Consider the following 24,044-nt stretch of genomic DNA (forward strand, 5'->3'; position numbering starts at 1 on the left):
CTCAATCCCTCCATCGCAGCCATCTGGGAAACTTAACCGGCGACCTTTTCGCTGACGGAAGGCTTCCCGTCAGCGCTGCTGCCCGAGGGCGTGATCCCGGCCATCGCGAACGCGCCGGCCGAGCCCGTGGAGGGCGAGGTGTCGTAGGCGCTCTCGGCGTGCTCGGCGACGTCGATGCCGGTGATCTCGGCCTCGTCGCTGACCCGCAGGCCCTTGGCCGCCTTGATGACGAAGGCGATGAGCGCCGCGATCACCAGCGAGTAGACGGTGACCGCCGCGCTGCCGACGAACTGCCGGCCGAGCTGGGCCAGGCCGCCGCCGTAGAAGAGGCCCTCGCTGGCGCCCAGCCCCGGGTCGCCGTTGATGGCCGCGTTGACCTGCGAGGTGGCGAAGAAGCCGAGCGAGAGCGAGCCGATCCAGCCGCCGACGAAGTGCACGCCGACCACGTCGAGCGAGTCGTCGTAGCCCAGCTTGTACTTCAGGCCCACGGCCAGCGCGCAGACGGCGCCGGCGATGAGGCCGATGACCACGGCGGGCAGCGGCGCGACGAAGCCGCAGGCCGGGGTGATGGCCACCAGGCCGGCGACCGCGCCGGAGGAGGCGCCGACCAGGGTCGGCTTGCCGTCGCGGATCCATTCCACGACGACCCAGCCCAGCAGGGCGGCGGCCGTGGCGACCTGGGTGTTGATGAAGGCGAAGACGGTGGTGCCGTCCACGGTCAGCTCGGAGCCGGCGTTGAAGCCGAACCAGCCGAACCACAGCAGGCCGGCGCCGAGGGCGACGAACGGCACGTTGTGCGGCTTGAAGCTCTCCCGCGGCCAGCCGGCCCGCTTGCCGAGCACCAGGATCAGGCCGAGCGCGGCGGCGCCGGCGTTGATGTGCACCGCCGTGCCACCGGCGAAGTCGAGCGCGTGCAGCTTGCCGCCGATCCAGCCGCCACCCCAGACCCAGTGCGCGACCGGGACGTAGACCAGGGTGAACCAGGCCAGCGCGAAGATGACCCAGCCGCCGAACTTCATCCGGTCGGAGACCGCGCCGCTGATCAGCGCGACCGTGATGATGGCGAACATCATCTGGAAGACCATGAAGGCGTACGTGGGGATGCCCGTGCCGGCCCCCAGGAACAGCCACTCCTCGGAGATGCCCGAGGTGCCGGTGCCGAAGTACTGGCTGAAGCTGCCGATCACGTTGTTCAGGCCGGCGCTGTCGTTGGTGCCGAACGCCAGGGTGAAGCCGTAGACGACCCACAGAACGGAGATGAGCCCGATGCACGAGAAGCTCATCATCATCATGTTCAGTACGCCCTTGGACCGGTTGAGGCCACCGTAGAACAGCGCCAGGCCCGGAGTCATAAGCAGAACGAGCGCAGACGACAGGAGCAACCAGGCGGTATTGCCGGTGTTGATCTCCACGCTGCCTCCTCTCGGATAAAGGTGTCCTCCCACACGGCCCACGCGGCAACGTCGCCACCTGGCCGGTTCGGGCGGAAGCCTTTCGTTCCGCTGTTTCGCGCACGGTCTACGCGCGGTTTCCGGCGCGTGACGGGTTGTTTCGTACGTGTGAAGAAACTCTCACAGCCGCCGGAACGAAGCGCGCTGAACTGGGGCAATACCGCTCAGCGGAGGGCGTACTCCAGGGTGTGCCGCTCGTAATCAAGCAGCCGCAGGTCCCGCATCGGGCGGCGCAGGTGGCCCTTGTGCACGATCCGGACGAACGCCGGATCACCCGCGGCGGCCATCCGCCGGATGCCCTCCACGTGGTCCACGATCCGCTTGCGAATGGTGCGGACCAGCCGGTGCCGGTCGCGCGGGATCAGCCCGTACGCGTCGGCGAACAGCCGCAGCCGGCGGGGCCGGTTCGGTCGCTTCCAGCCCAGCGTGTACGAATCCCGGTCGCTGAACAGCGGCACCCAGGTCCACGCCGCGTACGCCACGTCGTAGATCCGGGCGCCCGGGGACGCCAGGTCGAAGTCGATCAGGGCCAGCGTGCCGTCCGGGCGCCAGACCACGTTGTGCGGGGCGGCGTCGTGGTGGCAGATCACCTCGGTGTCCGGCGGCGGCGGGCCGAACGAGCGCCAGACCGCGCCGGGCGGAGGCTGGAAGCCGTACTGCGCGTCGTGGAACATGCGCAGCATCGTGGCCACCGTGACCAGCGCCTCCTCGGTCGTCCAGTGCGGCGCGAGTGGGTACTCGCCGCACTCGCCGTCCAGGTACGACAGCACCTCGCGGCCGCGGTCGTCCATGCCCAGGGCGTGCGGCGAGCCGGTGAAGCCGACCCGCTGCAGGTGGTTGAGCAGCGCGTGCACGGCCGGGGTCCACGGGCCGGCGTTGCGCCGGACAGTGTCACCGACCTTGGAGACCGTGCTGACGTTGCCGCCGTGGAGCGGGATCTCGCGAAGGTCGCGTTCCTGCGTCACCCACGACCTCCCCTAGAAGTGCCCAGCGGTGCGGGCCTGCCGCCCCCGAGACTACGCGTCGGTGCCAAGCAGGGCCTCGACGAAGGCGGCGGGCTCGAACGGCGCCAGGTCGTCCGGGCCCTCGCCCAGACCCACCAGCTTGACCGGGATGCCCAGCTTGTTCTGCACGGCGATGACGATGCCGCCCTTCGCGGTGCCGTCCAGCTTGGTCAGCACCACGCCCGTGACGTCCACCACGTCGGTGAACACCCGGGCCTGCTCCAGACCGTTCTGGCCGGTGGTGGCGTCCAGGATGAGCAGCGTCTCGTCGACCGGGCCGTGCTTCTCCACCACCCGCTTGACCTTGCCCAGCTCGTCCATGAGGCCGACCTTGTTCTGCAGGCGGCCGGCGGTGTCGATCAGCACCGTGTCGACGCCGGTGTCGATGCCGCGCCGGACCGCGTCGAACGCCACACTCGCCGGGTCGCCGCCCTCGGGGCCGCGGACGGTCTCGGCGCCGACCCGCTCGCCCCAGGTGGCCAGCTGCTCGGCGGCCGCGGCCCGGAAGGTGTCGGCCGCGCCCAGCAGCACCGTACGGCCGTCGGCGATCAGCACCCGGGCGACCTTGCCGCAGGTGGTGGTCTTGCCGGCGCCGTTGACCCCGACCACCAGCACGACCGCCGGGCGGCCGTCGTGCGGCGCCGTGCGCAGGCTGCGGTCCATCCCGGGCTCCAGCGCGGCGACGAGCTCCTCGGCGAGCTGCTCGCGCACCTCGGCCACGGTCCGGGTGCCCAGCACCCGGACCCGCTCGCGCAACCGCGCGACCAGCGCCTGGGTGGCCTCGACGCCGACGTCGGCGGAGATCAGGCTGTCCTCGATCTCCTCCCAGGCGTCCTCGTCGAGGTGATCGCGGGAGAGCACGCTGAGCAGGCCCTTGCCGAGCAGGCTCTGCGAGCGGCTGAGCCGGGCCCGCAGCCGCACCAGGCGACCGGCGGTCGGCTCGGGCCGCTCGATCGTCGGCGCCTGCACCAGCGGGGGCAGCTCGTCGGGCAGGGTCGGGAGCGTCGGCTCCGCGACCTCGGCCGGGGGACGCTCGAGCGTGGTGGTGGATCCGCCGGTGGGCGGCGGCAGCTCACGCCGGCGGAGCCGGGGCACGACCAGACCGATGGCCCCGACCACCAGCACCGCCAGCAGGATCAGGGAGGCGACCACGTATTCCATTCCGAAATCCTGACAGATGTCCCGCGGGCCCGTGGTGCCACCCGCCCCCGCGGCCGCCGCCACGCCGGGTGATCTTGCCGTCTCGCAACGCACGCTGGCGGAACGCCCGGCCGCTCGGGGAGGATGGGCAGCATGTCGCGCCCCGCGGAGCTCCGTTGACCGCCCATCTGCTGATCGGCCCCGTGCTGCGCCGGGTGGTGGGCGACCGGGCGACGATCTGGGTGGAGACGACCGCGCCCGCCGAGGTGCGGGTCGAGGTCTCCGGCGGCGGCGCCGGCGCCGCGCCCACCTTCTGCACGTACGGGCACCACTACGCGATCGTGATCGTCGAGGGGCTGGTCCCCGGCACGGCCCACGAGTACCAGGTGTGGCTGGACGACGGGCAGGTGTGGCCGCAACCGGGGTCGCCGTACCCGCCGAGCCTGATCGTCACCCGCGCGGCCGAGGACGCCGGCCAGCCGGTGAGCATGATCTTCGGCTCCTGCCGGGAGGCCACCCAGCAGGCCACCGGGCGCAAGCTGCCGCCGGACGCGCTGGACGCGTACGCCCGGCGGTTGATGACCGACCCCAGCTCCGGCGACCTGCGCCCCGACCTGGTGGTGTTGCTCGGCGACCAGGTGTACGCCGACAAGACCTCGGCCAAGGTCCGCCGCTTCCTGCGCCGCCGCCGCCCGGCCGGCCACGACGCCCCGGCGCACGAGGTCGTCTCCTTCGACGAGTACACCAAGCTCTACCTGGAGAGCTGGCGCGATCCGGAGGTGCGCTGGCTGCTGTCCACCGTGCCGAGCGTGATGATCTTCGACGACCACGAGATCATCGACGACTGGAACACCTCGGCGTCCTGGCGCCGGGACATGTCGGGCCAGCAGTGGTGGTCCGAGCGGATCGCCAGCGGGCTGGCCTCGTACTGGGTCTACCAGCACCTGGGCAACCTGAGCCCGGACGAGCTGCGGGCCGACCCGCTGCTGGCCAAGCTCACCGCGGTCGAGGACGGCACGTCGCTGCTGCACGACTTCGGCCTCTCGGTCGACAAGCCGTCCTCGGCGGAGAACACCGACCGGCCGTACCAGTGGAGCTTCGCGCTGGACCTCGGCCGCACCCGGCTGATCATGCTGGACAACCGCTGCAACCGGGTGCTGACCCCGGGCCGGCGGGAGATGCTGCCCGCGGCCGAATGGGGCTGGTTCGTCGACCAGGCGCACGGCGACTACGACCACCTGGTGGTCGGCTCCTCGCTGCCGTGGCTGATGCCGCCGGCCATCCACCACCTCGAGGCCTGGAACGAGCGGCTCGCCGACTCGGCCGGGGCCCGGCGCGCGGCCCTGGCGGAACGCGTCCGGCGGGCCTTCGACCTGGAGCACTGGGCGGCGTTCACCCGCTCGTTCGACGCGCTCACCGAGCTGTTCCGCCGCCTCGGCGAGGGCGGCCCGGAGGCGCCCGGCCACCGCGTCGGCGCCGGCGGGGCGTACGCCGCACCGGCCTCGATCAGCGTGCTGTCCGGCGACGTGCACCACTCGTACGTGGCCCGCGCCGACCTGGGGCCCGCCGTCACGACCCCGGTGCACCAGCTCACCTGCTCGCCGATCCACAACCAGGTGCCGGCGGTGCTGCGGCCGCTGATGCGCTTCAGCTGGTCGCGGCTGGCGGCCCGGGGCGTGCGCGGGGTGGCCCGCAGCGCCGGGGTGCAGCGGCCGTCGGTGGGCTGGCGGCGGCTGGCCGGGCCGTACTTCGGCAACGCGGTGAGCACGCTGCGGCACGAGGGCGCGCGGGCCGACGTACGGGTCGAGGGAACGACCCGGGACGGCGAGCTGACCACGGTCGCGGACGTACGCCTGCGGGACGCGTGAGCCGGAAAGTGTCACAGGGGCGGGGCATGATGTGCCCGTGAATTCCTGGAGAGCTCCCGAGGCGCACCGCGTCCCCGAACCCCACACCGGCGACGAACGGGCCATGCTCGAGGGCTGGCTCGACCTGCACCGCCAGACGCTGGTGCTGAAGTGCGCCGGCCTGACCGCCGAGCAGCTCAAGCTCCGCTCCGTCGAGCCGTCGACCCTGTCGCTGCTCGGGCTGCTGCGGCACATGGCCGAGGTGGAGCGCGGCTGGTTCCGCATCCACGCCGCCGGCGAGCAGCTGGAGCCGATCTACTGCTCGGAGACGAACGAGGACGGCGACTTCGACGACGTGGACGGGGCGGACGCGGCGGCCGACCACGCCACGTTCCTGGCCGAGATCGAGGCGGCCCGGGCGGCGGTGGCCGGGTTGTCGCTGGAGCACGAGTTCGCCACCGAGCGGCGGCCGGCGATCAGCCTACGGTGGGTCTATCTGCACATGATCGAGGAGTACGCGCGGCACAACGGGCACGCCGACCTGCTCCGCGAGCGCATCGACGGCGCCACCGGCGACTGACCCGCACGGGGTGGCTCCGGGGCGGTCCGGGGCGGCCCGCGGGCGGGGTCAGCCGGCGGCGGGCAGCGCGGCCGCGCCCTGGTCCTGCAGCGAGAAGGTGGTCCGCATCGGGGAGTCACCCAGCTTCTCGGCCAGCAGCCCGGACTCCCCCATCGGATGCCACTGCAGGACGGCGTCCCGGTTCCGCACGAGGTAGGTCATGCGCCCCTCGCCGTCCTCGCCGACCGCCTCGAAGGTGAACAGCTGCGCCGGCTCGCCCGCGTCGCACGCCGCCGTGACCACGGTGAGCGGGCCCGGGCCCTGGCCGCGCACCTGGAGGCAGAACGGTTCGCCGCCGGCGCGCAGGGCGCCGGTCTTGATGAGGCGCTCCTTCGCGCCGCGGGCCTTGGGCACCGGCACGAACAACGCCCGCTCGGCGTAGTCGTCGGTGACCTGGACCCGGCCGGCCGCGGTCACCGCCAGCACCGAGTCGGGCAGTTCGGTGTCGTCGAGCCGGGGCAGGAAGAACACCTGCCGCTTGCCGTCCAGCGCGCCGGGCGGCGGCGGCGCGCCCCCGAGCTCGGCCGTCGCGCCGGATCGCGCGGGCGGCGTCGCCGTCGGCACCCCGGCGGCGTCCGGGGAGCCCGCGGAGCAGCCCGGCAGGGCGAGCGCGAGCGTCATCGCCCCGAGCAGCGTGCCACGCATGGAGATCCTCTCTCAGCCGCGGCCAGCCTACGTCGCCGCGCCGGGACCCGTCCGCCGATGGAGCCCGGTCAGGCCGGCAGCGCCAGGGCCTTGCGCAGATACGGCAGGTCCTGCGGGCCGCTCCACCGCAACGAGGGCAGCTGCGCCACGCGGGCGCCCCGCACCGCGCGGTCGTCGTCGTCCACGAACAGCACCCACGGCGGTTCCTCGTGCAGCGCGGCGCAGGCCCGCTCGAAGAACTCCGGGGCCGGCTTGTGCACCTTCAGCTCCCACGAGCTGACCACCGCGTCGAACTCGCCGGTCAGGCCGAGCGCGTCCAGGTCACCGCGGAGCAGGTCGGTCGCGTTGGTCGCCAGCCCCACCGGGCGGCCGGCCGCGCGCACGTCGCGGACGAAGGCCAGCACCTCGGGGTCGACGACGCCGCGGTGCTGCTGCCATTCGGCCACCGCCGTCTGCGCGTCGGCCTCCGGCAGGGGCAGTCGCCGGGCCACGAGCTGCATCCACTCGGCGTCCGTGATCTCGCCGGCCACCGCCGGGCGCAGCAGGTCCCAGGACATCGCGGTGCCGATCAGGGCGCCCGGTTCCAGCCCGTACGCGTTCTCCACCGCCGCCGGCACCGCCGGGTCCCAGCGGCGCAGCACGCCGTCCAGGTCGATGAGCATGGCCCGGGCGGGTTGGCGGAGCATGAGGGTCTATTCCTCCGGTTCTCGGTTCAGCCGCTGGCTGATGACCTGGGTGACGCCGGCCCGCATCGTGACGCCGTAGAGGGCGTCGGCGACCTCCATCGTGCGCTTCTGGTGCGTGATGATGAGCAGCTGGCTCTTCTCCCGCAACTGCTGGAAGAGCGTAATCAACCGGCCCAGGTTGACGTCGTCGAGGGCCGCCTCGACCTCGTCCATGATGTAGAAGGGGCTGGGGCGGGCCCGGAAGATCGCGCAGAGCATGGCCACCGCGGTCAGCGAGCGCTCGCCGCCGGAGAGCAGCGACAGCCGCTTGATCTTCTTGCCCGGCGGCCGGGCCTCGACCTCGACGCCGGTGGTGAGCATGTCCTCGGGGTCGGTGAGCACCAGCCGGCCCTCGCCGCCGGGGAAGAGCACCTGGAACACGGCCTGGAACTCGCGCGCGGTGTCCTCGAACGCGGAGGTGAAGACCTCCAGGATGCGGTCGTCGACGTCCTTGACCACGGTGAGCAGGTCCTTGCGGGTGGCCTTGAGGTCCTCGAGCTGGTCGGAGAGGAACTTGAAGCGTTCCTCCAGCGCGGCGAACTCCTCCAGCGCCAGCGGGTTGACCTTGCCCAGCAGCGCCAGGTCGCGTTCCGCCTTGTTGGCCCGCTTCTCCTGGGTGGGCCGGTGGAACGGCACCGGCTCGGGCAGCTCCTTGCCGTCCTTCTCGGCCTGGGCGGCCTCGGCCTGGCTGGGCGGCACGAGCTGGGCCGGGCCGTACTCGGCGACCAGCGTGTCGACGTCCAGGGAGAAGTCCTCGGCCGCCTTCGCCTCGAGCTGTTCGATGCGCAGCCGCTGCTCGGCGCGGGCCACCTCGTCGCGGTGCACCTCGTTGGTCAGCCGCTCCAGCTCGGCCACGAGGCGCTTCGCGCTCGCGCGGACCTCCTGCAGCTCGGCCTCCCGGGCGGTACGCGCCCGGGCCAGCTCGTCGCGCGCCTCGACGGCGGCGGCCAGCGAGACCGCGACCCGCGACATCGCCGCGGCGGCGCCCAGGGCGACGGCCTTGGCGATCTCCGCGCCCCGGGCGCGGGCGGCCCGGCGGGCGGCCGCGCGCTCCCGGGCCTGGCGTTCCTGGGTGGCCTGGCGCAGCAGGGAGTCGGCCCGCCCGGAGATCGAGGAGACCCGCTCCTCGGCGGTACGGACGGCGAGCCGCACCTCCATCTCGTTCTGCCGGGCCTGGGGCACCAGGGCCGAGAGGGTGTCGCGTTCCTCGGTGGACGGCTCCTCGTCGATCGGGGTGGCCTCGGCGAGCCGCAGCCGCTCCTCCAGCTCGGCCAGCCCGGCCAGGTCCCGGTCGCGGTTGGCCTCGGCCTTCTGCCGGGACGCGCCGAGCCGCTCCGACTCGGCCTTGGCGGACCGGGCCGCGGCGCCGAGCTCGGCCAGGCGGCGGGCGGCGGCGTTGCGCTCGCCCTCGGCGGCGCGCTTGGCGGCGGCCGCGACGCTGACCGCCTCCTTGAGCTCGGCGACCTCGGCACGCGCGTCGGCGAGCCGGCCCTTGAGCACCGTGATCAGTTCCTCGGCGGTCTCCCGGTTGGCCCGGGCCTCGTCCACCGCCGCCTGGACCTCGATGTAGCTGGTGGCCTTGCCGGAACCGCCGGCGGCCGCGTGCGCGCCCAGCACGTCGCCGTCGGGCGTGACCGCGCGCAGCTCCGCGTTCCCGGCGACCAGGCGGGTCGCGGCGGCGAGGTCGGTGACCAGCACGACGTCGCGCAGCGCCCGGTTGAGCGCCGGGCGGATGGTGTCGGGGCACTCGATGACGTCGGGCGCCCAGATGGCGCCCTCCGGCAGCGCCGGCCGCAGGCTGTCGAGCGGGCCCTGCATGCCCGGCGCGGCCGGGCCGGCCACGACCAGCGCGGCCCGGCCGGCGTCGGCGATCTTGAGGGTGCGCATGGCCTCGACGGCCTCGTCGACGCCGCTGAGGGCCACCGCGTCGGCGAGCACGCCGAGCGCCGCCGCCAGCGCGGCCTCGTGGCCGGGCCGGACGGTGAGCATCGAGGCGAGCGAGCCGAGCAGGCCGGGGACCTGGTCGGCCTTGGCCAGCAGCGCGCCGGCGCCGTCCTTGCGGCGCAGGCCGAGCGCGAGCGCTTCCTCGCGGGCCTTCCAGCTCGCGGCGTCCTTCTCGGCCGCGCGCTCGGCGTCGGACAGCTCCTTGACCACCGCGGCTCCGCGGTCGTGCGCGGCGACCGCCTCGGCGTGCCGCTCGTCGAGCTCCGCGTTGTCGCGGTCGGCCTCGGTCGACTCCGCGGACACCGCGTCGACCTCGGCCTGGGCGGCCTCGGCCCGCGTGAGCGCGTCGTTGTGGGCGACGGCGAGCCGCTCGATCTCCTCGGCGGCGCTTCCGGTACGGGCCCGAGCCGCGTTCACGTTTCCGGTGAGCTTGGCCAGCCCCTCGCGCCGGTCGGCGATCGCCTTCGCGGCGGCCCGCAGCGCCCCCTCGGCCTGCAGCAGTTGCCGTTCCAGCTCCTGGCGGTGCTCGACCGCCTCGGCCAGCCGCATCTGGTCCTCGGTGAGGGCCTCGCGCAGCTCCTCCTCCTGCTCGCGGACCCGTTCGGCCTCGGCCTCGAGCTGGTCGGGGTCGCGGCCGGCCCGCTCGTCGTCGGGGGCGGCGGCGAGGTGGCGCAGCCGCTCGCTGGCCAGCTGCTCGGTGGAGCGGAAGCGTTCCTGCAGCGCGGAGAGCTTGTACCAGGTGTCCTGGGCGGCGGCGAGCAGCGGCGCGTCCTCGGCGTGCGCGGCCTCCAGGTCGGCCAGCCAGCGCTGGACCTCGCGGTTCTCCTCCTCGACCTGCTGGCGGCGCTCGCGCATCGCCGACTCGTCGGCGATCTCCTTGTCCAGCGTGGTCCGCAGCGTGTGCAGGTCGTCGGCGAGCAGCCGCAGCCGGGCGTCGCGCAGGTCGGCCTGGATGCCGGCGGCGCGGCGGGCGACCTCGGCCTGCTTGCCCAGCGGCTTGAGCTGGCGGCGCAGCTCGGCGGTGAGGTCGTTGAGCCGGTTGAGGTTGGTCTGCATCGCGTCGAGCTTGCGGATCGCCTTCTCTTTGCGCTTGCGGTGCTTGAGGACGCCGGCCGCCTCCTCGATGAAGGCGCGGCGGTCCTCGGGCTTGGCGTGCAGCATCGCGTCGAGCCGGCCCTGGCCGACGATGATGTGCATCTCCCGGCCGATGCCGGAGTCGCTGAGCAGTTCCTGGATGTCGAGCAGGCGGCAGGAGCTGCCGTTGATCTCGTACTCGCTCTCGCCGGAGCGGAACATCCGGCGGGTGATCGAGACCTCGGTGTAGTCGATGGGCAGCGCGCCGTCGCCGTTGTCGATCGTCAGCGTCACCTCGGCCCGACCGAGCGGGGCCCGGCCGGCGGTGCCCGCGAAGATGACGTCCTCCATCTTGCCGCCGCGCAGCGCCTTGGCGCCCTGCTCACCCAGGACCCACGCGATGGCGTCGACGACGTTGGACTTGCCGGAGCCGTTGGGGCCCACCACACAGGTGATGCCCGGCTCCAGCCGCAGCGTCGTAGCGGAGGCGAAGGACTTGAAACCCTTCACCGTCAGGCTCTTGAGGTGCACGGATCTCCGAGGGTCGGCGGTGGTCTGCTGATCAGCAGGTTACCCGCAGGGGCAGGCGGTGTCCGCGCACGCCGCGCGTCCCGGAACGTGCCGGTCTCGAACGCCTACGATGCTTTTGTCCGATCGGGCGGGCGGGAGGTGGCGCCGAGCGAGCAAAAAGATGCGCGCCGCCACTGTGGGTGGAGGCGCGCTTTTCGGGGGTGCGTCCGGTGGTGCGAGGGATCGTGGGCGCCGGTTCGCGGCGCCCGGCGGAGCTCAGGTCAGCGCCGGCTCGGTCAGCCGAAGAAGATCGTCTGCCTCCGCGGCCGCGGCCGCGAGACGATCATTCTCCGCCCGCAGGCGGGTGATCTCGAACTCCAGAGCCTGCACCCTGGAACGCAGTCGGGTGACCTCGTCGAGCAGGCGCCGGTCGGGCGCCGCACCTACGTGGCCGTAGAGGGCCTTCGCCATGACTTTCTCCTTGTGAGACACCGCGTCTCGTTGTAAAGCGCTGCCGAAAAGGCCGGCCAAACGCGCGCCCAGTGGTACCGCACACTGCTGTACCCACGGACACGCGTGAGCACAAAATCCTGCACCCGGAACGTACATTGGAATGCAGATATCCCATGCCCAGGACTCGACTGGACACAGATGGGCGCGACTGGCGACATCTCCATGGTGCGCCGAGACCCACAGTCCGTCAAGCCGTGGGAACCGCGTGGCACCCCCCTGACCAGTGAATCACGCCACGCCGCGGGCCTTATCCAGGACTTATTTCTTTCTTAGCCGGTTTGCCCGCGCCGGAACCGGCTGCTTACCGTCACCCGGGTCGAAACCTCTCGATCCCCTCAGGAGGCGGAGGCACGACGTGCGGGCGCAGGACGACGAGCGATCAACCGGGCGGCACCGCGACCGGCAGGCGATGCCGTCGCCGGTGACCTTCGGCCTCAGCGTGACCGCCGTGCTCGCCCTGCTCGGCGCCGGCGCCGCCCTGCTGCCCGCCAGCTTCACCGGCTCCGGCACCGCCGCCGAGCTGCCCGAAGCCGCCGTCGCCGCCCTGGCCCCGGGTGCCGGTGGCGGGGCACCCGGCGCCGGGGTGGCGCGGCCGTCGGTCCCGCCGTCCGCCTCGCCGACCCCGTCCACCGCCGCGCCGGCGCCCAGCCGGACCGCCACCCGGAAGCCGGCCACCCGCAAGCCGGCGCCCAGCCGGACGCCCACCCGCAAGCCGACGACCCGCACCCCCGCCGTCGGCCCGGGGCTGGCCGCCCAGGAGACCGAGGTCATCCGGCTGGTCAACGTCGAGCGGGACCGGGCCGGCTGCGGCGCGGTACGGCTGAACACCAAGCTGCGGACCGCCATCCGGCTGCACGTCCAGGAGCTGGGCACGCACGGCGACCTCTACATCAGTCACGTCAGCGACGACGGCCGGGACTTCGTCACCCGGGCCAGGCAGCAGGGCTACGACGACCCGGGCGGCGAGAACGTGGCCCGCGGCCAGCGCGACGCCGCTGACGTCATGACCAGCTGGATGAACAGCGAGGGGCACCGCGCCAACATCCTCAACTGCGACTTCAAGGCGCTAGGAGCGGGCGCGGTCAAGGGCGTGGACGGCACGATCGTGTGGGGCCAGCTTTTCGGGCGTTCTTGAGCAAATTAGGCCAAAAAACAGACAAATAGTGTGCCAGCTTGTCGCCTAGGTGACAGAGTCCCGTTACTTTCCCCGGCTGTGTCGTTGCAGCCAACGTGATATCACCCCCGTCGCGTTCGTGGTGCTGACCGCATGCGCATCTGTCTGCTCACCGGGGGCGGCTACCCGTTCCGCCGGGACGCCCTCGGCGGCTGGTGCCGCACGCTCGTCGACGGCCTCGGCGGGTTCACCTTCGACCTGCTGACGGTCACCGACCGGGAGCCGGCCGGCGGGCCGGCGTACCCGCTGCCCGGCCACGTCGCGTCGGCCACGGCCGCCCCGCTGACCCGGGAGACCCGGCGGCGCGAGGCCGGCGACGACACCGCCACCGCCGCGGCCGCCCTGCTGTGCCGCGGCCTGCTCAGCGAGCCCGAGCCCCGAGCGGCCGACGACCTGTTCGCCCAGGGGCTGCTCGGGCTCTCCGTGCTGGCCGAGGCCGGCCACCCGCTGAACGCCGTACCGCTGACCGACGTGCTGCTCGACGCCTGGCGGACCGGCCGGACCGTGCCCAGCGAGGACCGGCTGCCCCGGCTGAGCCTGCGCGACGCCCGCACCGCCGCGACCCTGCTGCGCCACGCGGCGCGGGCGCTGTCCGTACCGGTGCCCGGGGTGGACCTGGTGCACTGCGTCGGCGGCACCACGCCGCTGCTGGCCGCCCTGGCCGGCCGCTGGCGGACCGGGATGCCGCTGCTGCTCACCGAGGCGAGGGCGCCGGTGGCCCGGCCCCGGGCCGGCGAGGAACGCCTCTCCCCCGCGGTCCGCACGGTGCTGCGCCGGTTCCGCAGGGCGGTGGCCCGCACCGGGTACGCCGAGGCCGGCCTCATCGCGCCGTTGAGCGCCTACCACCACTCCTGGGCGCTCGGGCACGGCGCGGAGCCCGGCCGGCTGGTCCCGGTGCCGGCCGGCGTCGACCCGCTCGACTTCCCGTCCGCGCCCGAGGCGCGGACCCAGCCGGCCATCGTGTGGGCCGGCACCGGCGGGCCGGACAGCGGGCTCGTGGCCCTGCTGGAGGCGTTCGCGCTCGTTGCCGCCGCCGTGCCGGGAACGGTGCTGCACCTGGTCGGTGTCACCGCCGCGCACGAGGACCACTGCGCCGAGCAGGTCGAACGCACCGGGCTGGGCCGGGCGATCCGGCTGCACCCGCTGCCCGCCGGCCCGCGCACCCGGTACGCCTCCGGCCACCTCGTGGTGCACGTCCCCGGGCCCGCCGACCCGCCGTACCGGCTGATCGAGGCCATGATGTCCGGCCGGGCCGTGGTCGGGGTGGACGTGGGCCCGGTCGCCGAGACCCTCGGCGACGCGGGCACCCTGGTCGCCGCGGACGACCCGGCCGCCCTCGCCGAGGCCTGCGTCGGCCTGTTGCGGGCCCCGGCCCGCCGCCGGGCGCTCGGTGACGCGGCCCGCCGCCGGGCGCTGGCCTGCTACACCGCCGACCGGGTGGTCCGCGTCTACAGCGCGCTCTACACCGACCTGGCCGGGCCGCCGCCCGCGCCCTGCTACGAGCTGGCCCTGGCCGTGCCCGCCCCGCGGGAAGCCCGGCCGGCCACCGTGCGTTGGCTCGCCCAGTCCGGGGAGGAGCGGTGACCGGCCTCGCCGCGCTGCCCGGCGCCCGGCCGGCGCCCGCCCTGGGCGTCAAGCTGCTGCTGCGCTGCGCGCTCTACCTGGGACCGCTCGGCATGGCGATCGCCGCCGCCGGATTCCTCGGCCGCCTGCCCTGGCCGGTGCCCGCCGGCACGCTGGTGCTCGGTTGGAGCGCGGCGCAGATCCTCGCCCCGGCCGGCGCCGTCGTCGCGCGGCGCGGCGGCCCGGGCGCCGGGGTGCGGCTGGCCGGGCTCGGGTTCCTCGTCGCCGCCGCGCTGTGGTGCGCGTTCGTGCTGCTGGCGCCCGCCTCGGTCACCGGGCCGCGGCCGGCCCCGGCGATCACCGCCGGGGTGTGCGGGCTGGCCGGCCTGGCCACGATCACCGCCGCGCTGATCGGCCGCACCGAGGCGGCGGTCGTCCGCTGGAGCGTGCCGTGCTGGCTGCTCGCCGCGATCGCGGTCGCCGCGGCGACCGGCGACCCCTGGGCCGCCCGCGTGCCGGTGCCGGCGCTGCTTCCCCTGGCCCTCGCCGCGCCGGCCCTGCGCGCGTTCCGGCCCGCGTTCCGGCGCACGGCCACGCTCGTGCTGCGGGGCGACGACCTGCGCGGCGCCGTCGGCCGGGCCGTGCTGGGCGCGGGCCAGGCGGCCGGCGTGATCCTGCTCTGGCGGGCCGGCCCGCCCGCGGCGACGTCACCCGCCGCCCTGCCCTTGCTGGCCGCCGTGCCGCTGCTCGAGGCGCTGACCGGCTGGCACCGGCGGCAGGTCGAGAGCAGCCTCGACCTCGCCGAGAGCGGCGCCGAACACCGCGAGCACGTCGGCGGCGTCACCGCGGTGACGGTTGCCGCGCTGCTGCCGTCGCTGGCCGCCGGAATCGCGCTCGCCGTGGCCGCGTACCGGCTGCCCGGCGGGGCCGGGGGTGCGCGGGAGGGCGTGCTCGCGGTGGCCGGCGGGATCCTGCTCGGCGGCGTACTCGCCATCACCCTGCTGCTCGCCACCCGCGGCCGGACCGCCACGGCCGCCCTGCTGGCCGTCGCGCCGCCGCTGGCGGCGCTCGCCCCACCGCTGGTCCCGGCGCTGCCGCCGGGCCGGCTCCCCACCGTCGTCGCCATCCTGGCGGCGACCCACCTCGTCGGACTGCTGACCGTCGCACACACCGCCGCAGACCCCCGGAGGACGTCGTGAAGACCCTGTTCCCCCCGTACGCCCAGCCCTCGCCCGAGCTGGCCCCCGACCGCGACACCTGGGTCGTGCAGGAACGGCCCGGCCGGCGCCGCTCCGCCCACCGCGTGCTCGGCCGCATCGACCTGGACTGGGGCGGGCGTTCCCTGGCCGACGTGCTGGCCGACGTCGACGAGTGGCGCAAGGACGGGGCGGAGGGGCTCTTCCTGGACCGGGCCCCCGCCGGTTCGGGCGGCGTCGGGCCGGTGGCGCTGACCGTCCGGCTCGCCGCGCGGCGCGGGCTGCACCGCATCGTGCTCAACCCCGGGGTGCCGACCCACCCGCTCTACCGCGAGCTGGGCGTGCGGATCTGCACCTTCGACGGGCCCTGGTCGGCCTATCAGGGCTGGGACGGCGACGGCGTACGGCCGGGCGACGGGCACCTGGTGCACGGCGTACCCACCGAGCTGCTGACCGCGGCCCGGCGGCTGATGGGCCGCCGCGGGGCCGGCTTCGGGCTGGCCACCGACACCGGCCCGTACGTCAGCGCAGCGGCCGGCGGGGGCGCGGCTGGCACCGCGGGCAGCTGTAGGAGGAGCGGTTCATGAACTGCTCCCGGCGCATGATCGTGCCGCACCGGTGGCAGGGCTGGCCCTCCCGCCCGTACGCGTTCAGCGACCGGTCGAAGTAGCCGCTCTCGCCGTTGACGTTCACGTAGAGCGCGTCGAAGGTGGTGCCGCCCGCGACGATCGCCTCGCCCAGCACGTCCCGGACGTGGGCGAGCAGCCGGCGCACCGCCGGCCGGCTCAGCGCGTCGGTGGGCCGGGCCCCGTGCAACTGGGCCCGCCACAGCGCCTCGTCGGCATAGATGTTGCCGACCCCGGAGATCAGGGTCTGGTCCAGCAGGGCCCGCTTGATCTCGGTGTGCTTGCCGCGCAGCCGCGCCACGAACAGCTCGTCGTCGAACTGCGGGTCGAGCGGGTCGCGGGCGATGTGCGCGATCTCGTCCGGCAGCTCGGCCCCGCCCTCGGAGACCGACAGCCCGCCGAAGGTGCGCTGGTCCACGAAGCGCAGCTGCGGGCCGTCGTCGGCGAAGGTGATCCGGACCCGCAGGTGCACCTCGTCCGCGGCGGTGGCCGGCTGCATCAGCAGCTGACCGCTCATGCCCAGGTGCGCGATGATCGCGTCGCCGGAGTCCAGCGGGAGCCACAGGTACTTGCCGCGCCGGGCCACGTCGGTGACCGTCCGGTCCCGCAGGACGGCGGCGAAGTGCACGTCGCCGGGCACGTGGCGGCGGACGGCCCGCGGGTGGCGCACCTCGGCCGCGGCGATGCGCCGGCCGGTCACCCACTTGGCCAGCCCCTGGCGGACGGTCTCGACCTCGGGCAGCTCGGGCACGGTGGTCCTCCGTGGTCGCGGGTCGGGTGGTCGGGGGGTCAGATCGTGTAGGGCCAGACGGCGACCAGGTAGGCGCCGTACCAGAGCCCGAAGGCCGCCCAGGCGGCGATCGCCAGCACCGCGACCCGGGGGCGGGCGCGGGCCGCGGCGACGACCGAGGGCAGCAGCGTCAAGAGTACGGGCAGCAGCAGCCGCGGCTTGGAGTGGTAGAAGCCGGCCTGCCCGTAGGCGAGCACCATCGCGACCAGCCCGTAGACGGCCAGCGGCAGCCAGGGCCGGCCGGCCAGCGCCACGCCGGCGGCGACCAGGGCGGCGAGCAGGATCAGCGCGACGCTCATCGGCACCCACCCCTCGCCGCGGGTCAGCGTGTCGCCGAGGAAGGTGACGGTGCTGGCGCCGAAGTCGAACGAGGTGCCCCAGCCGGCCGTCTGGATCCTGAACCAGGCGTCGGGGTCGCCGACCCGCCACGCCACCCAGCCCAGGTAGGCGGGCACCCCGGCCAGCGCGACGGCGGCCGCGGCCAGCGGCGGCCACTTGCGGCCGGGGTCGCGGCGGACCGCGAGCACCGCCGCCACGGCCAGCCCCACCGCGGCGGCGGCGCCGGTCGGACGGGTCAGCGCGGCGCCCAGCCCGAGCAGCCCGGCCGCCCACCAAACCTGCCGGTGCGCGGCGACGAACATCCCGGCCACCAGGGCCAGGAACAGGCTCTCCGAGTACGCCATCGACAGCACCACCGACATCGGGGCGCTGCAACAGATCGCGACCAGGGCCCAGCCGGCGCGGCGGCCGTACAGCGAGGTGCCCAGCAGGTGCAGGGCCACGGCCGCGCCGACCGACGCCAGCCAGCTCACGGTGATCGCGGCCGTGCCCGGGTCCAGCCCGATCCCGGACAGGGCCCGGATGAGCATCGGGTACAGCGGGAAGAACGCCAGCTCGTTGCCTTGCAGCGCGCCGTCCGGGGCGTACGTGTAGCCGCTCGGGTAGCCCTCGGCGACCCGCAGGAACCAGCCGCCGTCCCAGATCAGCAGGTTGCCGCGCAGCCCGGCGGGCTCGTCGGTGCCGTGGTCCAGCCCGACCAGCAGCAGCAGCTGGACCAGGCGGGTCAGCGCCAGGATCCCGACCGCGACGCCGGCGCCGGACCAGCCCCCGGCCCGGTCCCACAGCCGCTCCCGGACCGAGGCCACCTCCGGGCCGGGTTCCCGCACGGTCACGCTCACCGCTCGGCGGCCTCGGGCAGCTCGGTGCGCCCGCCGTCGGGCTCGCTCGGCCCCTCGGGGAGCTCGGTGTGCCCGCCCCCGGCCACGGCCGGCGGCGGGGTCTCCGCCTCGGTGCGCTCGGTCAGGGTGCGCCAGGCCGCCGCGGCCGCGCGCTGCTCCGCCTGCTTCTTGCTGCGCCCGTCCTGGCCGCCGTAGCGCTCGCCGGCCACCACGACCCAGGCGGTGAAGGTCTTGGCGTGGTCCGGCCCGGCGTCGTCGATCACGTAGTCCGGCACGCCCAGGCCCAGCGCCGCGGTCAGCTCCTGCAGGCTGGTCTTCCAGTCCAGGGCGGCGCCGCGCCCGGCGGACTCGGCCATCAGCGGGTCGAACAGCCGGTGGATCACCTCGCCGGCCACGTCCAGGCCGTGCTCGAGGTAGATCGCGCCGAGCAGCGCCTCCAGCGTGTCGGCGAGGATGCTGGCCTTGTCGCGCCCGCCGGTGGTCTCCTCGCCCTTTCCCAGCAGCAGGTGCGGGCCCAGGCCGTGCGGGCCGAGGGTACGGGCGACGTCGGCCAGCGCGTGCATGTTGACCACGCTGGCGCGCAGCTTGGCGAGCTGGCCCTCGGGCAGGTCCGGGTGGTTGTGGAAGAGCGCCGAGGTGATCACCACGCCCAGCACGGAGTCGCCGAGGAACTCCAGGCGCTCGTTGGTCGGCAGGCCCCCGTTCTCGTACGCGTACGAGCGGTGGGTGAGCGCGCGTTCGAGCAGCCCGGGCTCGAACGGAATGCCGAACGCCTCCTCCAGTGGCTCGGTCGAGGGCCGCCGGCGCTTGTCGTTGATGCTCATGAACCACCTCTGGGGTCTTCGTGCGCTGCGGGGCCCGGATGCCCCACCGGGAACTGGATCAGGTCGGCGATGACCGGCACCGCGGCGCGCCGGTGCAGGCCGGCGGCGAGGCCGATGCCGGCGGCGATGTCCTCGCCGGTGGCGGCGCCGTGACACACCACGACGGTGCCGCCGACGCCGAGCAGGATGGCCGCGCGGGGCGGCACGTCGCGGCCCGGGGGCCGGATCAGCGCGTACGCCGTCTCCAGGCCCTTGAGCAGCACGTTGCCGGTGAAACCGTCGGTCACCACGACGTCGGCGGCGGCGCCGGTCACCACGTCGCTGCCCTCGACGAGGCCGCAGTAGCGCCCGCCGGCGGGCAGGTCGAGCGCCGCCAGCATGCCCGGCACGGCGCGGCGGAGCCGATCGCCCTTGCCGCGCTCGGTGCCGATGGTGAGCAGTCCTACGCGGGGCGCGGCGAGCCCGTGCACGACGGCGGCGTACGCGGCGCCGAGCCGGGCGTGCACGGCGAGGGTCTGCTCGTCGGGATCGACGGAGGAGCCGACGTCGAGCAGGACCAGGCGGCCGGCGACCGTGGGCAGCACGGCGGCGAGCGCGGGACGGCGGACACCGGGCCAGCGGCCGAGCCCGAGGGCGGCGGAGGTGACGGTGGCGCCGGTGTTGCCGGCGGAGACGACGGCGTCGGCGAAGCCCTGGGCGACGGCCAGCACGGCCGTGCGGACGCCGGACTCGACGCGGCTGAGCTCCTGGCCGGGGCGGGCGGCGCGGCTGACCGCACGGTCCGGGCGGAGGGTGTGACCGACGGCACGGTCGGCGCGGTCGCCACCGCCGCCCCGGTCGTCGCGGCCGGCTGAGTCGGCCCGGTTATCGCGGCGGGCTGAGTCGGCCCGGTTGCTGGGGCCGGCGGGGTGGTCGTTGCCGCGATTCGGTGCGGCCGGGTCGGGCTCGGCCGGGCCGGCCGGGGCCGCGATCGTGCTCACCCGGTGGTGCTCGGCCGGGTCGAGGGCGCGCAGAAGCGCGTCGGCAGCCTCAGGGGGGCCGACGAGAAGCAGCTGAAGGGCCGGATCGGCCTGGCAGGCGCGCAGAGCGCCGTCAACCACGACGGCGGGAGCATGGTCCCCGCCGAGGAGGTCGACGGCGATCCGCGCGATGCCCGGCTCCGGCCCAGCCCCGGCCGAGGTGACTCGGCCGGACTGTTCCGAAGCCCGGGCACCGGACGTTCGCCGCCGCTCAGGTGCGACCCGCCCGGTGATCGGGCGTGTCACTCGGTGGTGCTCAGACCTCGAGGACCTGACGGCCGTTGTAGGTGCCGCAGACCGAGCAGGCGGTGTGCGGCAGCTTCGGCGACTTGCACTGGGGGCAGGCCACGGTCGAGACCGCGGTCGCCTTCCAGTTCGCCCGGCGGGACCGGGTGTTGCTGCGCGACATCTTGCGCTTGGGGACGGCCACGGTACCTACTCCTCGATCATTTTCTTCGGGTCTTGCGGCGAAGCCGCCAGCGGCAGCTCAGTTCTTGACAGGTTGCGCAAAGCGGCCCAGCGGGGATCGCCGTCGTCGTGGCTGTGGTCAGCCGGAACGTCGTCGAGATGGACCCCGCACTCGGGGCACAACCCTGGGCAGTCCGGCCGGCAGACCGGATTGGTCGGCAGTGTCAGCACCACCGCGTCGCGTACCGCCGGCTCCAGGTCGAGCAAGTCGCCCTGCATCCGGCCCACCTCGTCCTCGTCCGTCGTCTCCTCCGTGGTGCTGGCCGCGTACGCGTACAGCTCCGCGATGTGCACGTCGAACGGCTCCGAGATCTCGTTGAGGCAGCGACCGCACTCGCCGGACAGCGAGCCGCGGACGTTACCGCTGACGTACACGCCCTCGGACACCGACGTCATGCTCAGATCGAGCTCGAGGTCGGATCCCGTGGGCACCGAGATCAGTTCCAGGCCGAGGTCCGGCGGTGCCGGCACCACCCGTTTCAGGGCGCGCGTCGCCCCGGGCTGGCGCGGGAGTTTCGTCGTGTCGACGACCAGCGGCTGCCTGGGATCGAGGTGGTTCTGCGTGTGCTTGGGCATCATGAACTCTCAGCCTGTAGGTAGGCCGACAGGAAAGGTTACCTGAGCAGCGGGCTCAGCGTCGAATCGGGTCGGGCCGGCGCCCGGGGCTCAGAACGGCAGCGGCCGCTCGTTCTCCTCGCCCTGGAAGGTGCCGATCTCGCGCAGCGCGTGCATCTTGTCGCGGCCCCGCTCTATCGACGACAACGCCCTGGTCAGGAACTGTTCGAAGTTGGCCAGCGCGGTGTCGACGTAGTCGTCGACCTCCTCGCGCAGGCGCTGGGCCTCGGAGCGGGCCTCGGCGACGATCCGGGCGCCCTCGTGCTCGGCCGAGACGGTGATCTCGTTGACCGAGACCAGCCGGGCGTGCTCCGTCTCACCCTCGCTGATGATCCGGTCCGCTTCCCGCTTGCCGGCGTCGATGATCTTGTCGCGCTCCTCGAGCAGCGCCACCGCCCGGCGCAGGTCGCTCGGCAGTTCAGCGCGCAGCTCTTCCAGCAGCGCGATCATCTCGCCGCGGTCGAACATGAAGTTGGTCCGGGACATCGGCACCGAGCGTGCCGCCTCCACCATGGAGATGATCTCGTCGATGCGGTCGAGCGGATCCACCGGCGCCTCACTCCTGTCATCTCGCACTCACGCTGAGTGGTGCGATCACGTTACTGCCGTACCCGATGATGCATCCGCGAAGGGCGCGCCGTCAGTTTTGCCGCAGTCTGGTCACGAGCCGCTCGCCGACGAAGTCCGGGACGTAGGACGAGGCGTCCCCACCCCACTTGACCACGTCCTTGACCAGACTGGAGGACAGGAACGAGTACAGCGGATTGGTCGGCATGAACAACGTCTCCACGCCGGAGAGGCCGATGTTCATCTGCGCCATCTGCAACTCGTAGTCGAAGTCGCTGACCGCGCGCAGGCCCTTGATGACCACGGCCGCGCCCTGCGCCCGGCAGAAGTCGACCAGCAGCCCGTGGAAGGACTCGACCCGGACGTTGCCGTAGGTGGCCGAGGCCTGCCGGAGCATGTCGATGCGCTCCTCGATGGCGAACAGCCCGGTCTTCGAGTGGTTGATCAGGACACCCACGATGACCTCGTCGAAGAGCCGGCTGGCCCGGCCGATGATGTCCAGGTGACCGTTGGTGACCGGATCGAAGGACCCGGGACAGACCGCGCGTCTCATGATCGGCGACCGTACCAAAGGGTGGTCTCGCCGTAACGCCTGCTGCGCTCCTCGGTGATGCCCTCCACCCAGCTCAGCGGTTCGCCCCGGACCGCCGTCCGGGTCGAGCGCTCGAAGGTGACCACGGCGTCCTCGGCCAGCCAGCCGTGCTCGACCAGCGCCTGCTGCACCTCGGCCACCTCGTCGTCGCTCACCGCGTACGGCGGGTCGGCGAAGACGACGTCGAACGGGCCGCCCTCGGGCGGGCCGGCCAGCACCTGGGCGACCTTGCCGGTGACCAGCCGGGCGACGTTGCCGACGCGGAGCGTGACGATGTTGTCGCGGATGGCCCGGGACGCCTTGGCGTCGGCCTCCACGAGCAACGTGTACGCGGCGCCGCGGGACAGGGCCTCGAGACCCACCGCCCCGGAACCGGCATAAAGATCGGCGAACCGGGCGCCGTCCAGATCGATCATGGTGCCCAGGGCGCTGAAGTACGCCTCGCGCACCCGATCCGCCGTCGGTCGGGTCTGCCCACCGGGGGGCGCGGCGAGCCGGCGGCCACCGTGCGCACCGGCGATGATCCTGGTCATGCGGCCTTCTGGGGGTCAGCGGATAGCACAGTGTGACGCTACGCCACCACTCGTGACCGACCACTGCGGAGTGAACTTTTACCCTCCGGCCCGGCCGGGAACGACACGCAGCGCATTGAGCTCGATGCGATCGGTGCAACGAAGATCTCGAATATGCATCAACCGGCTTAGGCCGGCTTACGGCGTTACTCAGAATCGCGAACTTGGCTATGGTCGGGCGGCCGCCGACGAAACGCTGTCGGCTCGACGATGCGGGGAGGCGTCGTCGCTGGCTCCCGCCGCACCCATTGCCCGGCGGTTGCCGCCTGCTTTCCCGCGCCGTACCCCTCGATCTCTGTACAGGAGTAGGCGTGAACCTGAAGTCCCCGCTGCGCCGCACCGCGGTTCTGGCCGCCGGCGCGCTCATCGGCCTGAGCGGCGCTTTCGCGCTCGCCGGCCCCGCCAGCGCCCACCACAACATCGTCTCCGGCCAGGCCACCTGCGACAAGGTCGCCGGCGAGTGGGTCGTGGACTGGTCGGTCCAGGCCGTGGGCAACGCCCCGACCTACAAGTGGACCGAGGTCTCGCTGACGCCCGCGGGCACCACGATCGACAACGAGGCCTTCAAGGTCGACGGCAAGACCGAGCTGGAGAACAACAAGGTCGTCACCGGCAAGCAGCGCGTGCCCGGCACGGAGACTAGCTCCACGCTGACCGTCGCGGCCCACTGGACCTCCGGCGACGCCAAGGCGACCGGCACGGCCACCTTCGAGGGCAAGTGCGAGAAGGAGACGCCGCCGACCACGCCGACGCCGACCCCGACCGCGACGACCCCGCCGGTCACCCCGCCGGACCTGCCGGGCGAGCCCGCGCCGATCTTCGAGGAGACCTGCGACACGATCACGATCGGCCTGGACAACCCGGCCGACGGTGTCGAGATCACGCTGGGCTACAAGACCAGCAAGGGCGAGCAGCGCACCCTGGTCATCAAGCCGGGCGAGAAGAAGAGCGAGACCTTCAGCGCCAAGCCGGGCTTCTCCATCGACCTGACCTTCTCGGCCACTGTCGACGGCAAGAAGTACTCCGAGACCGACACCATCAAGTACGAGCAGCCCGCGGACTGCGACAGCAGCGGTAACGGCGGCGGCCTGCCCGTCACCGGCGCCGCCGCGGGCGGCATCGCGGGTGGCGCGGCTGCGCTCCTCGCCGTGGGCGCCGGCCTGTTCTTCATGGCCCGTCGTCGCAAGGTGAAGTTCACCGCCTGATCCGCCGCACGCTGATCGGCTCCACGAAGGGGCGCATCGACCGTCACGGTCGGTGCGCCCCTTTCGCCGTCCACTGTGACCAAAAGACCCGGTTGATCAACACCCAAAGCATCGACGTCGTGCCACTCGGTAGATCGTTGATCTCGGATGGGACACAACAGCCTTAAGTCCAGCTGAGCTATT

23 protein-coding genes are annotated in these 24,044 nt (G+C 73.5%); 7 read left to right on the top strand and 16 right to left on the bottom strand.

Annotation, left to right across the window (positions count from 1 at the left end; all coding sequences use genetic code 11):
* Positions 1-32 precede the first annotated feature (32 nt).
* The 3 genes from Ani05nite_RS32215 to ftsY form a co-directional block, all read right to left on the bottom strand.
* A complete protein-coding gene (locus Ani05nite_RS32215; RefSeq protein ID WP_275410674.1) occupies positions 33-1,412 on the bottom strand; it encodes an ammonium transporter in 1,380 nt (459 codons plus the stop codon).
* 203 nt (positions 1,413-1,615) lie between these two features.
* Positions 1,616-2,416, bottom strand: a complete 801-nt coding sequence (locus Ani05nite_RS32220) for a phosphotransferase (RefSeq protein WP_203774648.1) — start codon at positions 2,414-2,416, stop codon at positions 1,616-1,618.
* 51 nt (positions 2,417-2,467) lie between these two features.
* Entirely contained in the window at positions 2,468-3,616 is a 1,149-nt protein-coding gene (ftsY, locus tag Ani05nite_RS32225; protein ID WP_203774650.1) for a signal recognition particle-docking protein FtsY, read from the bottom strand.
* A 155-nt stretch (positions 3,617-3,771) separates the two neighbouring features.
* Between ftsY and Ani05nite_RS32230 the strand changes: the two genes are divergently transcribed.
* Entirely contained in the window at positions 3,772-5,463 is a 1,692-nt protein-coding gene (locus Ani05nite_RS32230) for an alkaline phosphatase D family protein (protein ID WP_203774651.1), read from the top strand.
* Positions 5,464-5,566: 103 nt separating this feature from the next.
* Positions 5,567-6,022, top strand: a complete 456-nt coding sequence (locus Ani05nite_RS32235; RefSeq protein WP_203774798.1) for a DinB family protein — start codon at positions 5,567-5,569, stop codon at positions 6,020-6,022.
* Positions 6,023-6,070: 48 nt separating this feature from the next.
* On the opposite strand, the gene Ani05nite_RS32240 is transcribed toward Ani05nite_RS32235, so the two are convergent.
* The 4 genes from Ani05nite_RS32240 to Ani05nite_RS32255 all read right to left on the bottom strand — a co-directional run bounded on the left by Ani05nite_RS32240 (position 6,071) and on the right by Ani05nite_RS32255 (position 11,430).
* The gene (locus Ani05nite_RS32240; RefSeq protein ID WP_203774653.1) at positions 6,071-6,706 is read right to left on the bottom strand and encodes a DNA-directed RNA polymerase subunit beta family protein; all 636 of its coding nucleotides are present in this window, start codon (positions 6,704-6,706) and stop codon (positions 6,071-6,073) included.
* Positions 6,707-6,774: 68 nt separating this feature from the next.
* The gene (locus Ani05nite_RS32245; RefSeq protein WP_203774655.1) at positions 6,775-7,392 is read right to left on the bottom strand and encodes an HAD family hydrolase; all 618 of its coding nucleotides are present in this window, start codon (positions 7,390-7,392) and stop codon (positions 6,775-6,777) included.
* Between the two features lie 6 nt (positions 7,393-7,398).
* Positions 7,399-10,980 carry a chromosome segregation protein SMC gene (gene smc, locus Ani05nite_RS32250; protein WP_203774657.1) on the bottom strand — a complete coding sequence of 1,194 codons (3,582 nt, stop codon included), beginning with the start codon at positions 10,978-10,980 and terminating at the stop codon, positions 7,399-7,401.
* A gap of 255 nt (positions 10,981-11,235) precedes the next feature.
* On the bottom strand, positions 11,236-11,430 hold the full coding sequence (locus Ani05nite_RS32255) for a hypothetical protein (protein WP_125804837.1): 195 nt from the start codon (positions 11,428-11,430) through the stop codon (positions 11,236-11,238).
* Between the two features lie 397 nt (positions 11,431-11,827).
* Between Ani05nite_RS32255 and Ani05nite_RS32260 the strand changes: the two genes are divergently transcribed.
* From Ani05nite_RS32260 to Ani05nite_RS32275, 4 genes are all read left to right on the top strand, one after another.
* Positions 11,828-12,607 carry a CAP domain-containing protein gene (locus tag Ani05nite_RS32260; protein ID WP_203774659.1) on the top strand — a complete coding sequence of 260 codons (780 nt, stop codon included), beginning with the start codon at positions 11,828-11,830 and terminating at the stop codon, positions 12,605-12,607.
* 132 nt (positions 12,608-12,739) lie between these two features.
* Positions 12,740-14,230 (top strand): DUF3492 domain-containing protein, encoded by a 1,491-nt coding sequence (locus Ani05nite_RS32265; RefSeq protein ID WP_203774661.1) that lies wholly within the window; start codon positions 12,740-12,742, stop codon positions 14,228-14,230.
* Positions 14,227-15,408, top strand: a complete 1,182-nt coding sequence (locus Ani05nite_RS32270) for a serine/threonine-protein kinase (protein WP_239130850.1) — start codon at positions 14,227-14,229, stop codon at positions 15,406-15,408. Before Ani05nite_RS32265 ends, Ani05nite_RS32270 begins: the two co-directional genes overlap by 4 nt.
* Positions 15,405-15,992 carry a putative glycoside hydrolase gene (locus Ani05nite_RS32275; RefSeq protein WP_203774663.1) on the top strand — a complete coding sequence of 196 codons (588 nt, stop codon included), beginning with the start codon at positions 15,405-15,407 and terminating at the stop codon, positions 15,990-15,992. Before Ani05nite_RS32270 ends, Ani05nite_RS32275 begins: the two co-directional genes overlap by 4 nt.
* On the opposite strand, the gene mutM is transcribed toward Ani05nite_RS32275, so the two are convergent.
* From mutM to rsmD, 9 genes are all read right to left on the bottom strand, one after another.
* On the bottom strand, positions 15,928-16,782 hold the full coding sequence (mutM, locus tag Ani05nite_RS32280; protein ID WP_203774665.1) for a bifunctional DNA-formamidopyrimidine glycosylase/DNA-(apurinic or apyrimidinic site) lyase: 855 nt from the start codon (positions 16,780-16,782) through the stop codon (positions 15,928-15,930). The genes Ani05nite_RS32275 and mutM overlap by 65 nt on opposite strands.
* Positions 16,783-16,820: 38 nt before the next feature.
* Positions 16,821-17,993, bottom strand: a complete 1,173-nt coding sequence (locus tag Ani05nite_RS32285; protein WP_239130852.1) for a putative hexosyltransferase — start codon at positions 17,991-17,993, stop codon at positions 16,821-16,823.
* Positions 17,994-17,995: 2 nt separating this feature from the next.
* Complete coding sequence (gene rnc / locus Ani05nite_RS32290) at positions 17,996-18,823, bottom strand: ribonuclease III (protein WP_203774667.1); 828 nt, start codon at positions 18,821-18,823, stop codon at positions 17,996-17,998.
* On the bottom strand, positions 18,820-19,974 hold the full coding sequence (locus Ani05nite_RS32295) for a phosphate acyltransferase PlsX (RefSeq protein WP_203774800.1): 1,155 nt from the start codon (positions 19,972-19,974) through the stop codon (positions 18,820-18,822). The genes rnc and Ani05nite_RS32295 overlap by 4 nt, the downstream gene beginning before the upstream one ends.
* 124 nt (positions 19,975-20,098) lie before the next feature.
* Complete coding sequence (rpmF, locus tag Ani05nite_RS32300) at positions 20,099-20,272, bottom strand: 50S ribosomal protein L32 (RefSeq protein WP_014694262.1); 174 nt, start codon at positions 20,270-20,272, stop codon at positions 20,099-20,101.
* 5 nt (positions 20,273-20,277) lie between these two features.
* Positions 20,278-20,886 (bottom strand): YceD family protein, encoded by a 609-nt coding sequence (locus tag Ani05nite_RS32305; RefSeq protein ID WP_203774801.1) that lies wholly within the window; start codon positions 20,884-20,886, stop codon positions 20,278-20,280.
* Positions 20,887-20,976: 90 nt separating this feature from the next.
* On the bottom strand, positions 20,977-21,474 hold the full coding sequence (locus Ani05nite_RS32310) for an SPFH domain-containing protein (protein WP_203774668.1): 498 nt from the start codon (positions 21,472-21,474) through the stop codon (positions 20,977-20,979).
* A 91-nt stretch (positions 21,475-21,565) separates the two neighbouring features.
* Complete coding sequence (gene coaD / locus Ani05nite_RS32315; RefSeq protein WP_203774669.1) at positions 21,566-22,045, bottom strand: pantetheine-phosphate adenylyltransferase; 480 nt, start codon at positions 22,043-22,045, stop codon at positions 21,566-21,568.
* Positions 22,042-22,617: a 16S rRNA (guanine(966)-N(2))-methyltransferase RsmD gene (gene rsmD / locus Ani05nite_RS32320; RefSeq protein ID WP_203774670.1), complete on the bottom strand. Its 576-nt coding sequence runs from the start codon at positions 22,615-22,617 to the stop codon at positions 22,042-22,044. The genes coaD and rsmD overlap by 4 nt, the downstream gene beginning before the upstream one ends.
* Positions 22,618-22,967: 350 nt before the next feature.
* Between rsmD and Ani05nite_RS32325 the strand changes: the two genes are divergently transcribed.
* Entirely contained in the window at positions 22,968-23,861 is an 894-nt protein-coding gene (locus tag Ani05nite_RS32325; protein ID WP_203774671.1) for a hypothetical protein, read from the top strand.
* Positions 23,862-24,044 lie beyond the last annotated feature (183 nt).

The organism is Actinoplanes nipponensis (assembly GCF_016862275.1).
GTDB classification, from domain to species: Bacteria; Actinomycetota; Actinomycetes; order Mycobacteriales; family Micromonosporaceae; genus Actinoplanes; species Actinoplanes nipponensis.

Excerpts from the sequence above, each read along its gene's own strand:
- Ani05nite_RS32240 (WP_203774653.1), bottom strand. The coding sequence starts at position 6,706 with ATGCGTGGCACGCTGCTCGGGGCGATGACGCTCGCGCTCGCCCTGCCG.
- Ani05nite_RS32265 (WP_203774661.1), top strand. The coding sequence starts at position 12,740 with ATGCGCATCTGTCTGCTCACCGGGGGCGGCTACCCGTTCCGCCGGGAC.
- coaD (WP_203774669.1), bottom strand. The coding sequence starts at position 22,045 with ATGAGACGCGCGGTCTGTCCCGGGTCCTTCGATCCGGTCACCAACGGT.
- rnc (WP_203774667.1), bottom strand. The coding sequence starts at position 18,823 with ATGAGCATCAACGACAAGCGCCGGCGGCCCTCGACCGAGCCACTGGAG.
- Ani05nite_RS32255 (WP_125804837.1), bottom strand. The coding sequence starts at position 11,430 with ATGGCGAAGGCCCTCTACGGCCACGTAGGTGCGGCGCCCGACCGGCGC.
- ftsY (WP_203774650.1), bottom strand. The coding sequence starts at position 3,616 with ATGGAATACGTGGTCGCCTCCCTGATCCTGCTGGCGGTGCTGGTGGTC.
- Ani05nite_RS32245 (WP_203774655.1), bottom strand. The coding sequence starts at position 7,392 with ATGCTCCGCCAACCCGCCCGGGCCATGCTCATCGACCTGGACGGCGTG.
- rsmD (WP_203774670.1), bottom strand. The coding sequence starts at position 22,617 with ATGACCAGGATCATCGCCGGTGCGCACGGTGGCCGCCGGCTCGCCGCG.
- Ani05nite_RS32305 (WP_203774801.1), bottom strand. The coding sequence starts at position 20,886 with ATGCCCAAGCACACGCAGAACCACCTCGATCCCAGGCAGCCGCTGGTC.
- Ani05nite_RS32235 (WP_203774798.1), top strand. The coding sequence starts at position 5,567 with ATGCTCGAGGGCTGGCTCGACCTGCACCGCCAGACGCTGGTGCTGAAG.